Raw genomic sequence first — 12,517 nt, 5'->3', positions numbered from 1 at the left:
CCGTGGCGTTTTTCCTCTCCCGTATCGCGCCATGCTCCGGCGCATCCGGGTCGGATCGATCAGTGATGCGCGTCGGCCGGGCGTCCGTCGAAGTCGTGCCCTGCGCGGCGGATTTCGCAACGTGCATCCTTCTCGCCCTTCACGCCGTTGAACACGATGTTCAGGATCACGGCGGAGGCGGACGCAAGCAGGATGCCGCTGTGCAGGATCGGTGCGAGCGCGGGCGGCAGCTTCGAGAAGAAGTGCGGTGACACGACCGGCACGAGGCCCATCCCGACGCTCACGGCGACGATGAACAGGTTGTGCGAGTTGTTCACGAAGTCGACCTTCGACAGCACCTTGATGCCGTTCGCGGCCACCATCCCGAACATCACGATGCCTGCGCCGCCGAGCACGAACGGCGGCACCGAGGCGACGACCTGCGCCATCTTCGGGAACAGGCCGAGCAGCACCAGGATCACGCCGCCCGTCGCGCAGACGTACCGGCTCTTCACGCCCGTCACGCCGATCAGGCCGACGTTCTGCGAGAACGACGTATGCGGAAACGAGTTGAAGATGCCGCCGATCAGCGTGCCGAGGCCGTCGACGCGCAGGCCGCGCACGAGGCGCTCCTGGTTGACCGGACGATCGACCATGTCGCCGACCGCGAGGAACATGCCGGTCGATTCGATGAACGTGACGAACATCACCGTGACCATCGTCGCGATCGACAGTGGGTCGAAGTGCGGCAGGCCGAAGTGGAACGGCATCACGAAGCCGACCCACGGTGCGTGCGCGACGCCGTCGGTATTCACGCGGCCGATCGCGAACGCGATCACGAAGCCGGCGACGATGCCGAGCAGCACCGAGATGTTCGCGAGGAAGCCGCGGCCGAACTTGTTGATCAGCAGGATCAGCGTGAGCACGAGCAGCGACAGGCCGAGGTAGACGGGGCTGCCGTATTCCGGATTGCCGACGCCGCCCGCCGCCCAGTTGATCCCGACTTCCATCAGCGACAGCCCGATCACCGCGATCACGGTGCCGACGACGACCGGTGGGAAGAACCGCAACAGCTTGCCGATCATCGGCGCGAGCACGATGCCGATGATGCCGGCCGCGATGGTCGAGCCGAAGATGTCGAGTATGCCGAGGCCGGGGTTGGTGCCGATCGCGATCATCGGGCCGACGGCCGCGAACGTGCAGCCCATGATGACGGGCAGGCGGATCCCGAAGATCCACAGGCCGAGCGTCTGGATCAGCGTGGCGATGCCGCACGAAAACAGATCGGCGCTGATCAGGAACGCGATCTGGTCTTTCGGCAGCTTCAGCGCGCCGCCGACGATAAGCGGCACGGCGACGGCGCCGGCGTACATGACGAGGACGTGCTGGAGACCAAGCGTTACAAGCTTGCCGGTCGGCAGCACCTCATCGCACGGATGGACCGTGTTCGATTGCATCTGTCTCACTCCATGATCTTGTTTTCGGGGTGATACGAAGTTATGCGGAATGGAACATCGCAACAAGAGCGCTGGGTTCTATTCCGTTCTTTGCTGGTTCGATATGCCATTTCGGCATGAAACAGGGTGTCGATCATCGGGAAACGCCGCTGGAGTGAGGTTCCCCGGTTTTATAGCCCTTCAAAATAGTGCGGGCCCCCATGTCAAATATCGGCGGCTTTATGGTGTGTATCGCGACAGCGGCATAGTGGAAAAAACGACCGGCGGAAAATCGTGCCGGGTTAACCCGCTGGCGGCCGTTTTGGCACGCGATGTGCAGCCAGGTGAAACCGGTCGTCCGCGGCTTCGTTTTATCGCGTCGCCAGGGCGTCAAAATCGCCGCGCAAATCGGGCCGCATGTCGCAATGCCGCTATCATCGACATCCGTTCACTCGAATACGCCAACCCGTCATGCGCCTGCTCGGAATCGATCTCGGTACCGGCTCCGTCAAACTCGTCACGCTCGATGCCGATGGCGTCGAGCGCGCGGTTGCGAGCGAACCCTATGCGTTGTCGTCGCCGCAGCCCGGCTGGGCCGAAATTGCCCCCGACGTGTGGTGGCAGGCGCTCGTGCGCGCCGCTGCGCGGCTGCCGGCCGGCGAGCGCGCGCAGGTCACGGCGATCGGCTTCTCCGGCCAGATGCATGGCGTCGTGGTGATCGATGCGGCCGGGCAGCCGGTGCGGCCCGCGCTGTTGTGGCCCGATACGCGTGCGGCGCGCGAAGCGGACGCGGCCGACTGGCCGAGCGCGCCGAATCCGGTCGCGCCCGGCATGGCGGGCCCCCTGTTGCGCTGGGTGGCCGCACACGAACCGCAGGCGTTGCGGGACGCACGCTGGGCCGTGCAGCCGAAGGACTGGCTGCGCGTCGCGCTGGGCGGCGAGGTCGCGGCCGACCCGAGCGACGCATGCGCGACCGCGCTCGCGACGCCGGACGGCGCGTGGGATACGGCGCTGATCGACACGCTCGGCTTGCCCGTTGACCGGTTCGCGCCGGTGCGGGCGTCGGGTGCGCGCTGCGGCGTGCTCGATGCGAAGGCGGCGGCGGCACTCAGGCTGCCGGCCAGCGTGCCGCTCGCGACGGGGGCGGCCGATACCGCGTGCGCGGCGCTCGGCAGCGGGCTCGTCGTGGCCGGCGACGCGCTGCTGACCACCGGCAGCGGCGGCCAGATCGTCGTGCTCGCGGATGCGTTGCCGCCCGCACGGCGCGGGCTGCACCGTTATCGCACGGCGGCTGGCGGCGGCTATTACACGATGGCCGCGATGCAGAACGTCGGGCTCGCGCTCGAAGCCGTGCGCGGCTGGCTCGGTTATCCGCGCTGGCCGGATGCGTACGACGACGCGTTCGCTCAGCCGGCGTCGGAGCGGCTCTGCTTCCTGCCGTACCTGACGGGCGAGCGTTCGCCGTGGATGAATCCCGACGCGCGCGGCGGCTGGCTCGGTCTCGGCCTCGGCGACACGCGCGGCGCGATGATGCGCGCCGCGTTCGAGGGCGTTGCGTTCGCGTTGCGTGCGGGGCTCGATGCGATCCGCGATGCGAATCGGGCCGATCCGGTGACGACGCTGCGCCTCGCCGGTGGCGGCTCGGTCGATCCGCGCTGGCGCCAGCTGCTCGCGGATGCGCTCGGTGCGTCGCTCGACGCGGTCGATTGCCCGAATGCCGCGACGCGCGGTGCCGCGCTGCTCGCGGGCGTCGCGATCGGACACTGGCGCGACGACGCGCTGCGCATGCTGGCGCCGACCGCGTCGCCCGTCGCCGCACCGCACGACGATCGCGCGCTGGGCGCGCGCCACGCGCGTTTCGTCGATCTGTATGCGCGAACGGATGCGTGGTTCACGACCGGCGTTTAAACTCGGGCACGTGTCCTGTCGGGACAGCGGTGACGCGTCGCGGCAAGCCGGCGGCTGTTTCACGCACGCGCCGGGCGGCGGGATCGGGGATCATGACGGGCACGCCACGGTATCGCCGTGTTGCGCGGCGCGGCTCGACCTGATCACGCACGCGCTGGCGCTCGAGACGCTCCATGGCACCGCCGACCCGATGAAGAAGGGCGAATCGATTCGCCCGATCGTGCTGTATTGAACGGAAGGGAACCCCATGCTCGAACTCGTTTCTTCGCATGCTTGCCACGGTGGCGAGCAACGCTTCTATCGCCACGATTCGAAGGCGATCGGCCTGCCGATGAAGTTCTCGGTGTACCTGCCGCCGCAAGCGGCGCACGGTCGCGTGCCGGCGCTGTTCTATCTCGCGGGGCTCACGTGCACCGAGGAGACGTTTGCGATCAAGGGCGGCGCGCAGCAGTACGCGGCGCAGCACGGCCTCGCGCTCGTGATGCCCGATACGAGCCCGCGCGGCGCGGGCGTGCCGGGCGAGGCCGATGCGTGGGATTTCGGCGTCGGCGCGGGCTTCTATGTCGACGCGACGCAAGCGCCGTGGTCGACGCATTACCGGATGGAGTCGTACGTGACGGGCGAGTTGCGCGAGCTAGTCGCGACCGAACTGCCGATCGACGGCGCGCGGCTCGGGATCTTCGGCCACTCGATGGGCGGGCACGGCGCGCTGACGCTCGCGCTGCGTCACCCCGACCTGTACCGGTCGGTGTCGGCGTTCGCGCCGATTGCCGCGCCGACGCGTTGCCCGTGGGGCGAAAAGGCGTTCTCGGGGTACCTCGGCGATGATCGCGAAGCGTGGAAGCAGCACGACGCGAGCGAACTCGTCGCGCGCGCGGATGCGCCGAAGTTCGCGGACGGCATCCTCGTCGATCAGGGCTTGGCCGACCAGTTCCTCGCGAACCAACTGAACCCCGACGTCTTCGAAGCCGCGTGCGCGAAGGCCGGCCAGCCGCTGACGCTGCGCCGTCATGCGGGCTACGACCACGGTTACTACTTCATCTCGACGTTCATCGCCGATCACGTTGCGCATCATGCGCGAGTGCTCGCACTGTAAGCGGGGTGCGGCACGCGTGACCCGCGGCGCGCGTCGCACGCGCATGCAAAAACGCCGGCGACCTTTCGGCTACGCCGGCGTTTTGGTTTTCGCCACTCGACGATCAGCGTCGCCGCAACAGGCTCGCGCCATACACGAGCGCGGACAGCGCGGTGATCCAGAAGCTCGTCGGCCAGTCGGTGTGATACGCGAGCGCGATCCCGGCCCACGCTTCGAACAGCGCGAACAGCGCGGCGAGCAGCACGCCGGTCGACAGTCGCGTCGACAGATTCTGCGCGGCCGCGGCCGGCCCGACCAGCAGCGTGAACACGAGCAGCACGCCGACGATCTGCGTCGCCGCGGCCACCGCGAGCGCGCATACCGCGAGGAACAGCATCGACACCGTGCGCAGCGACACGCCCTTGGCTTCGGCCAGTTCGGGCTGCAGCGACGCGAACAGCAGCGGCCGCGCGATCAGCGCGAGCGCGACGAGGCTCACCGCGCCGATGCCGGCCAGCACCGCGAGCGTGTCGTGGCTGACGGCGAGCACGTTGCCGAACAGCAGTGCGGTGACCTGCGTCGCGAACGACGTGTAGAAGTGCAGGAACAGCAGGCCGAACCCGAGCGCGCCCGACAGGATCACGCCGATCGCGACGTCGCGGCCCGCGAGCCGTTCGCCGAGCGCGCCCATGCCGATCCCGGCCGCGAGCGTGAAACCGACCATCCCCCAGATCGGCGAGATGCCGAGCAGCACCGCGCCCGTCGCGCCGGTGAAGCCGACGTGCGACAGCGCGTGGCCGGCGAAGGTTTGTCCGCGCAGCACCAGGAAGTAGCCGACGATGCCCGCGAGCACCGCGACGATCCCCGACGCGGCGAACGCGTTGATCATGAAGTCGTATTCAAACATCGTGCGAATGCCCGGGATGAGCGTGTCCGTGGTGGTGATGGCCGTGGCCGCCGCCACCGCCGTGCGAGTGGCCGTCGTCGTTCTCGTGTTCGTGATCGTGCTTTTCGATTTCGACGTCACCCGACATCACGAAGATCTTGCCGTTCACGCGCATCACGTCGATCGGCGAGCCGTAGAGCCGCGACAGCACCGGCCTGGTGATGACCTCGTCGACGGTGCCGAGCGCCGCGACGCCGTTGCCGAGATACAGCACGCGGTCGAGCGCGTTCAGGAGCGGATTCAGTTCGTGCGCGGAAAACAGCACGGTAATGCCGAGTTCGCGCTGCACCTTGCGCACGAGTTCGACGACGCCGCGCTGGTGGTTTGGATCGAGGCTGATCAGCGGTTCGTCGAGCAGCAGCAGCTTCGGGCTGCCGAGCAGGCACTGCGCGAGCAGCAGGCGCTGCCGTTCGCCGCCCGACAGCTCCGACAGCGGCCGGCGCGCGAGCGCCGGGCCGCCGACGAGGTCGAGCACGCGGTCGACGTCACGCCGCGTCGCGGCATTCGTGTGCGGCAGCCCCCAGCGGTGGCCGTCGGCGGCCATCGCGACGAAGTCGTAGCCGCGCATCCGGCGATTCGCGAGGCCGCTCCTGATCTGCGGCATGTAGCCGATCGACGCGTTGCCGCGCGCGACCGGCACGCCGCCGACCGACAGCGTGCCGCCCGTGACGGGCACGAGACCGAGCACCGCGCGCATCAGCGTCGTCTTGCCCGCGCCGTTCGGCCCGAGCACGCCGACGAATTCGCCGGGTTCGATCGAGAAACTCACGTCGCGAAGGATCGTGCGTCCGCCGAGTTCGAGCGTGACGCGATCGAGAGCGAGTGCGTGGGGAGTGTCGGTCATGGCGTCGCGTGGGTCACTTCTTGCTGGCGGAAAGCGCGGCCGCGAGCGCGTCGAGCTGGCCGGCCATCCATTGCTGGAAGGTCTTGCCGGCCGGCTGCGTCTCGGTGACGCTCACGCCCGGCACGCCGCTGTCGCGCGCGACCTTCAGCAGGCGCCTGGTCATCGGCGCTTCGGCCTGGCTGTTGTAGATCAGCACGCGCACCTGCTTCTTGCGCAGGTCGTTCTCGAACGCGGCGACGTCCTGCGCGCTGGCTTCGGTGTCGTTCATCGTCGCGAGCTGGAAGCGCTGGTTGCGCATGTCGAGGCCGATCGCGTCGGACATGTAGCCGAACACCGGCTCGGTGGCCGTCACCGGCACGCCCTTGTATTGCGCGCGCAGCGCGGCGACCTTGTCGTCGACGGGCTTCAGCGACGCGATGAATTTCTGCAGGTTCGCGTCGTAGTCGGCCTTGTTCGCCGGATCGGCGCGGCCCAGCTCGGCCGCGATCGCGCGCGCGGCGGCCGGCATGGTCGCCGGGTCGTACCACAGGTGCGGGTTGTCGCCGGCCTTCTTGCCGACGAGATCCGCGACGGCGATCGTCGCGCGCTTCACCTGCTTCGACGCGCCGAGCAGCTTGCCCATCCACGGATCGTAGTCCGCGCCGTTGTAGATCACCACCTGCGCGTGCTGCAGCGCGCGCGCGGTCTTCGGGCTCGCTTCGAACAGGTGCGGATCCTGGTCGGGATTGCTGAGGATGCTGGTCACCGCGACGTGGCGGCCGCCGATCTGCGATGCGACGTCGCCATAGAAATTCTCGGCGGCGACCACGTTGACGGTCGCGGCCTGCGCGAAGGCAGGTGCGGCGATCGACAGCGCGGCGGCCGCGGCGGCGAACAGACGGGCAAGCGGCAGGGCGCGCCGCGGCGCGCGCTTCAGGGCAATGGACATGAAACTCCTCGTTGGAAGGGGCGGCGCGTGCGCCGCGCGTGTGCGGTGTCAGCGTTGCGCGGGCTTGCCCTTGCAGTGCCCGCACAGGCCGTTCAGCTCGACGACTTGGTGGTGGACTTCGAACCCGTGCGCGGGCGCGCTCGCGGACAGCTGTTTCGCGAGGTCGCTGCCCGGAATCTCGACGGTCTCGCCGCACGAGTCGCAGATCAGGAACTGGCCTTCGTGCGGCACGCCGATCTCGCAGCACGCGAAGAACGCGTTCTTCGATTCGATCCGGTGGATGAAGCCGTGCTCGACGAGGAAATCCAGCGCGCGATAGACGGTCGTCGGCGGCACGCGGCCGCGCTGCGGCTCGAGCTCGGCGAGCAGGTCGTACGCGCCGATCGGGCGCTGCGCGGCCAGCACGCGTTCGTAGACCTGGCGGCGCAGCGGCGTCCACGCGAGCCCGTGCTCGGCGGCGAATGCGTCGGCCCGGGACAGCCGGGCGTCGATGGGCGATGAGGTGGCCATGGCGTGAAGCAGGCAATGAAACGAAGTATCGCGATGATATAACGTATCTTCTCGCCGTGCAGCCCGAATTCCACCTCGCGCACCGGCTCCGTCCCCTTCATCGCCGTTTCAGCCGCGCCGCACCCAGCGCGCCGCGCGTTGCCAGGCGCGGCTCTCCCGGTGGCGCTCGGGGCGTCCGTGCCGCAGCGCATCATCGAAAGCCGCCGTGCCGCCTTGACAGCATGAATCGCGTATCCGATCATTCGACCAACAACAGAGCAATTGATCGGTCGGCGAGCGTTCGCTCACCTCGCTGCCTTCGCACAGCAGAACGAACCGGAGACAACCAGTGAGACTGGAAGACAAGGTCGCGATCCTGACGGGCGCGGCAAGCGGCATCGGCGAAGCGGTCGCGCAGCGCTACCTGGACGAAGGCGCGCGCTGCGTGCTGGTCGACGTGAAGCCGGCAAGCGGTTCGCTTGCACGGCTGATCGAGGCGAACCCCGGCCGCGCGGTGGCCGTCACCGCGGACGTCACGCGCCGCGACGACATCGAGCGCATCGTCGCGACCGCCATCGAGCGCTTCGGCGGCGTCGACATCCTGTTCAACAACGCGGCGCTGTTCGACATGCGCCCGATCCTCGACGAATCCTGGGACGTGTTCGACCGGCTGTTCGCGGTCAACGTGAAAGGGCTGTTCTTCCTGATGCAGGCCGTCGCGCAGCGGATGGTCGAGCAGGACCGCGGCGGCAAGATCGTCAACATGTCATCGCAGGCGGGGCGGCGCGGCGAGGCACTCGTTTCGCACTACTGTGCAACCAAGGCCGCGGTGATCAGCTACACGCAGTCGGCCGCGCTCGCGCTCGCGCCGCACCGGATCAACGTCAACGGCATCGCGCCGGGCGTGGTCGACACGCCGATGTGGGAGCAGGTCGATGCGCTGTTCGCGCGCTATGAGAACCGGCCGCTCGGCGAGAAGAAGCGGCTCGTGGGCGAAGCCGTGCCGCTCGGCCGGATGGGCGTGCCGGGCGACCTGACCGGCGCCGCGCTGTTCCTCGCGTCGGCCGACGCCGACTACATCACCGCCCAGACGCTGAACGTCGACGGCGGCAACTGGATGAGCTGACATGGCGCCGCTCGCACGCGCAACCCGGGCGTCCGCGCCGCGCGCGGCCGCCGCCGCACGAGGGCACGCATGATGGCCGAGATCGTCGTCGCCGGCGAACTGCTGGCCGAATTCGTCGCCGCCGAGCGCGGCCAGGGCTTCGACACGCCGGGCCTGTTCGCGGGGCCGTTTCCGAGCGGCGCGCCGGCGATCTTCGCCGACCAGGCCGCGCGGCTCGGCGCGCGCGTCGCGTATGCGGGCTGCGTCGGGCGCGATGCGTTCGGCGACGCGATCGTCGCGCGGCTCGAGCACGACGGCGTCGACGTCGCGCGCATTCGTCGTGTCGCGCGTCCCACCGGCACCGCGTTCGTCGCGTATCGCGACGACGGCTCGCGCAGCTTCGTGTTCAGCCTGTCGACCAGCGCGGCCGCGTGCGTCGATGCATCCGACGTCGACACCGCGATGTTCGACGGCTGCCGCTACTTCCACGTGATGGGCTCGTCGCTGACGAGCGAATCGGCGATCGCGGCGGTCCAGCGCGGCGTGATCGAAGCGGCGCGCGTCGGCGCGAAGGTGTCGTTCGACCCGAACGTGCGGCCCGAGATGCTCAGCTTCCGTCCGATGCGCGCGGCGCTCGACGCGATGCTCGCCGCGTGTCATCTGTTTCTGCCGAGCGAGGCCGACCTGCCGTTCTTCTGCGGGCCGCAACCGGCCGAGCGCGCGATCGCGGGGCTGCTCGCGACGCATCCGCTGCTCGAGCGCGTCGTGCTCAAGCGCGGCGCGGCCGGCAGCGCCGCGTTCGACCGTGCGAGCCGTGTGGACGTGCCGGCGTGGCCGGTCGACGAACTCGATCCGACCGGCGCCGGCGACTGCTTCGGCGGCACGTTGGTCGCGAGCCTCGTCGCCGGCCTGCCGATCGACGTCGCGCTGCGCCGCGCGAACGCGGCCGGCGCGATCGCGGTCACGCGGCGCGGCCCGATGGAGGGCAACAGCAGCGCGACTGAAATCGACCGCTTCCTGACCGAACGAGGTGTCGCATGTCCGGCCTGACCCCCGTCGCCGAACGCCCGCGCAACGCGCACGCCGACACCGTGCTGCGGATGATCTTCGACGCGAACCGCGCGGATGCGCAGCGCGGCATCTATTCGGTCTGCAGCGCGCACCGGCTCGTGCTGGAGGCCGCGTGCGAGGCCGCGCGCGCGGACGGCTCGCCGCTCCTGATCGAGGCGACCTGCAACCAGGTGAACCATCTCGGCGGCTACACGGGCATGACGCCCGCCGATTTCCGGCGCGACGTCGATGCGATCGCGCAGCGCTGCGGGCTCGCGCCGTCGGCGCTCGTGCTCGGCGGCGACCATCTGGGCCCGAACCCGTGGCGGCACCGCCGCGCGGCCGATGCGATGCGCGAAGCGGCCGCGATGGTCGCCGCATACGTCGAAGCCGGCTTCGAAAAGATCCACCTCGACGCGAGCATGGCGTGCGCGGACGATCCGGCGCGGCTCGACGACCGGACGATCGCCGCCCGCGCGGCCGAGCTGTGCCGCGCGGCCGAAGACGCGGCGGCGCGCGCCGGCGTCGCACCCGTCTACGTGATCGGCACCGAGGTGCCGACGCCGGGCGGCGAAGTGGCTGGCGACACGGGCGGCGATGCGATCGCGCGGATCACGGTCACGCGCAGCGACAGCATCGCCGCGACGCTGGACGCGCATCGCGGCGCATTCGCGGCGGCCGGGCTCGACGACGCATGGGCGCGCGTGGTCGCGATCGTCGCGCAGCCGGGCGTCGATTTCGACGATCGCCACGTGCTCGACTACGACAGCGCGAAGGCCGCATCGCTCGGCGCGAGCATCCTGCGCACGCCGCGCCTCGTGTTCGAAGCGCATTCGACCGACTACCAGACCGAAGGCGCGCTCGCCGCGCTCGTGCGCGACCACTTCGCGGTGCTGAAGGTCGGGCCCGCGCTGACCTTCGCGTTGCGCGAGGCGCTGTTCGCGCTCACCTTCATCGAGGATGCGCTGATCGACGACGTCGCGCAGCGCTCGCGGTTGCGCGACGTCGTCGACGCCGCGATGCGCGCGCAGCCCGAGCACTGGGCGCCGTATTACCGCGGCGACGAAACCGAGCAGCGGCTCGCGCGCCAGTTCAGCTACAGCGACCGGATCCGCTATTACTGGCTGCAGCCGGCCGTCGCGGCGGCGGTCGAGCAGTTGTTCGACAACCTTGCGCGGCAGCCCGTACCCGAGACGCTCGTCGCGCAGTGGCTGCCGGACGTGTACGCCGCGTGCCGCGCGGGCGGCCTCGCGAGAGAGCCGCGCGCATGGGTGCGCCACCGGATACGCGACGTGATCGCGCACTATGCGCGCGCGTGCGGGATGCAGCGGCCGGCGTGACGGGCCGCGAAGGAAGCGACGCAATACGCAACACCGACGACAGTTCGAACAATCACAGGAGACATGCCATGCAACGAAAGATGCTCGATGCCGCCGCACGCTGCTTCGCCGGAGCCGCGCTCGCGACGGCCGCGTGCGCGGCGTCCGCCGGCACGCTGACGATCGCGACGCTGAACAACCCGGACATGATCGAGTTGAAGAAGCTGTCGCCGGCGTTCGAGAAGGCGAACCCGGACATCAAGCTGAACTGGGTGATCCTCGAGGAAAACGTGCTGCGCCAGCGCGCGACCACCGACATCACGACCGGCAGCGGCCAGTTCGACGTGATGGCGATCGGCACGTACGAGACGCCGCAGTGGGGCAAGCGCGGCTGGCTCGCGCCGATGACGGGCCTGCCCGCCGACTACGACCTGAACGACATCGTGAAGACGGCGCGCGACAGCCTGTCGTACAACGGCCAGTTGTATGCGCTGCCGTTCTACGTCGAAAGCTCGATGACGTTCTACCGCAAGGACCTGTTCGCGGCGAAGGGGCTGAAGATGCCCGACCAGCCGACCTACGACCAGATCGCCGAATTCGCGGACAAGCTCACCGACAAGGCGAAGGGCACCTACGGCATCTGCCTGCGCGGCAAGGCCGGGTGGGGCGAGAACATGGCGTACGTGTCGACGGTCGTGAACACGTTCGGCGGGCGCTGGTTCGACGAGAACTGGAACGCGCAGCTGACGTCGCCGGAATGGAAGAAGGCGATCAATTTCTACGTGAACCTGCTGAAGAAAGACGGCCCGCCGGGAGCGAGCTCGAACGGCTTCAACGAGAACCTGACCCTGACCGCATCGGGCAAGTGCGCGATGTGGATCGATGCGACGGTCGCGGCCGGGATGCTCTATAACAAACAGCAGTCGCAGGTCGCCGACAAGGTCGGCTTCGCGGCCGCGCCGGTCGCCGCCACGCCGAAGGGCTCGCACTGGTTGTGGGCATGGGCGCTGGCCGTGCCGAAGACGTCAAAGCAGCAGGACGCCGCGCGCAAGTTCATCGCGTGGGCGACGTCGAAGCAGTACATCGAGATGGTCGGCAAGGACGAAGGCTGGGCGTCGGTGCCGCCGGGCACGCGCGCGTCGACCTACCAGCGCCCCGAGTACAAGGCCGCCGCGCCGTTCTCGGACTTCGTGCTGAAGGCGATCGAGACGGCCGACCCGAACGATCCGTCGCTGAAGAAGGTGCCGTACACGGGCGTGCAGTACGTCGGGATTCCTGAATTCCAGTCGTTCGGCACGGTGGTCGGGCAGGCGATCGCGGGTGCGGTGGCCGGCCAGATGACGGTCGACCAGGCGCTCGCCGCCGGGCAGGCCGCCGCCGATCGCGCGGTGCGTCAGGCCGGCTACAAGAAGTAACGCGGCTCGCACCGTGCGCGCCG

At 69.2% G+C, this 12,517-nt stretch carries 12 protein-coding genes; 7 read left to right on the top strand and 5 right to left on the bottom strand.

Annotated features, from left to right (window positions below; genetic code table 11):
* Positions 1-59: 59 nt before the first annotated feature.
* Positions 60-1,436, bottom strand: coding sequence for a nucleobase:cation symporter-2 family protein (locus tag ACV22W_RS19340; RefSeq protein WP_059527937.1), 1,377 nt, complete (start codon positions 1,434-1,436; stop codon positions 60-62).
* A 450-nt stretch (positions 1,437-1,886) separates the two neighbouring features.
* On the opposite strand from ACV22W_RS19340, the gene ACV22W_RS19335 reads away from it, so the two are divergent.
* Genes ACV22W_RS19335 through fghA form a run of 3 tightly spaced genes read left to right on the top strand, consistent with a single transcriptional unit; the run spans position 1,887 to position 4,419 of the window.
* Positions 1,887-3,323: a xylulokinase gene (locus ACV22W_RS19335; protein ID WP_448021071.1), complete on the top strand. Its 1,437-nt coding sequence runs from the start codon at positions 1,887-1,889 to the stop codon at positions 3,321-3,323.
* A complete protein-coding gene (locus tag ACV22W_RS19330) occupies positions 3,286-3,555 on the top strand; it encodes a hypothetical protein (protein ID WP_448021069.1) in 270 nt (89 codons plus the stop codon). The genes ACV22W_RS19335 and ACV22W_RS19330 overlap by 38 nt, the downstream gene beginning before the upstream one ends.
* A 15-nt stretch (positions 3,556-3,570) precedes the next feature.
* Complete coding sequence (fghA, locus tag ACV22W_RS19325) at positions 3,571-4,419, top strand: S-formylglutathione hydrolase (protein WP_448021068.1); 849 nt, start codon at positions 3,571-3,573, stop codon at positions 4,417-4,419.
* Positions 4,420-4,522: 103 nt separating this feature from the next.
* Here fghA and ACV22W_RS19320 read toward each other — a convergent pair whose 3' ends face one another.
* Genes ACV22W_RS19320 through ACV22W_RS19305 form a run of 4 tightly spaced genes read right to left on the bottom strand, consistent with a single transcriptional unit; the run spans position 4,523 to position 7,626 of the window.
* The gene (locus ACV22W_RS19320) at positions 4,523-5,305 is read right to left on the bottom strand and encodes a metal ABC transporter permease (protein ID WP_448021067.1); all 783 of its coding nucleotides are present in this window, start codon (positions 5,303-5,305) and stop codon (positions 4,523-4,525) included.
* On the bottom strand, positions 5,298-6,188 hold the full coding sequence (locus tag ACV22W_RS19315; protein ID WP_448021065.1) for an ABC transporter ATP-binding protein: 891 nt from the start codon (positions 6,186-6,188) through the stop codon (positions 5,298-5,300). Before ACV22W_RS19315 ends, ACV22W_RS19320 begins: the two co-directional genes overlap by 8 nt.
* 13 nt (positions 6,189-6,201) lie before the next feature.
* Positions 6,202-7,116, bottom strand: coding sequence for a metal ABC transporter solute-binding protein, Zn/Mn family (locus ACV22W_RS19310; protein ID WP_448021063.1), 915 nt, complete (start codon positions 7,114-7,116; stop codon positions 6,202-6,204).
* A gap of 48 nt (positions 7,117-7,164) precedes the next feature.
* Positions 7,165-7,626, bottom strand: a complete 462-nt coding sequence (locus tag ACV22W_RS19305; RefSeq protein WP_059527909.1) for a Fur family transcriptional regulator — start codon at positions 7,624-7,626, stop codon at positions 7,165-7,167.
* 328 nt (positions 7,627-7,954) lie between these two features.
* Between ACV22W_RS19305 and ACV22W_RS19300 the strand changes: the two genes are divergently transcribed.
* From ACV22W_RS19300 to ACV22W_RS19285, 4 genes are all read left to right on the top strand, one after another.
* The gene (locus tag ACV22W_RS19300) at positions 7,955-8,731 is read left to right on the top strand and encodes an L-iditol 2-dehydrogenase (RefSeq protein WP_448021061.1); all 777 of its coding nucleotides are present in this window, start codon (positions 7,955-7,957) and stop codon (positions 8,729-8,731) included.
* Positions 8,732-8,803: 72 nt separating this feature from the next.
* Positions 8,804-9,760: a sugar kinase gene (locus ACV22W_RS19295; protein WP_448021240.1), complete on the top strand. Its 957-nt coding sequence runs from the start codon at positions 8,804-8,806 to the stop codon at positions 9,758-9,760.
* Positions 9,748-11,100: a D-tagatose-bisphosphate aldolase, class II, non-catalytic subunit gene (locus ACV22W_RS19290; protein ID WP_448021059.1), complete on the top strand. Its 1,353-nt coding sequence runs from the start codon at positions 9,748-9,750 to the stop codon at positions 11,098-11,100. Before ACV22W_RS19295 ends, ACV22W_RS19290 begins: the two co-directional genes overlap by 13 nt.
* A 68-nt stretch (positions 11,101-11,168) precedes the next feature.
* Entirely contained in the window at positions 11,169-12,494 is a 1,326-nt protein-coding gene (locus ACV22W_RS19285) for an ABC transporter substrate-binding protein (protein WP_448021057.1), read from the top strand.
* Positions 12,495-12,517: the final 23 nt, after the last annotated feature.

This window comes from Burkholderia sp. AW49-1 (assembly GCF_053427845.1).
The sequence above is the reverse complement of the archived record's forward strand: the minus strand, read 5'-3'. Positions and strand labels throughout refer to the sequence as shown.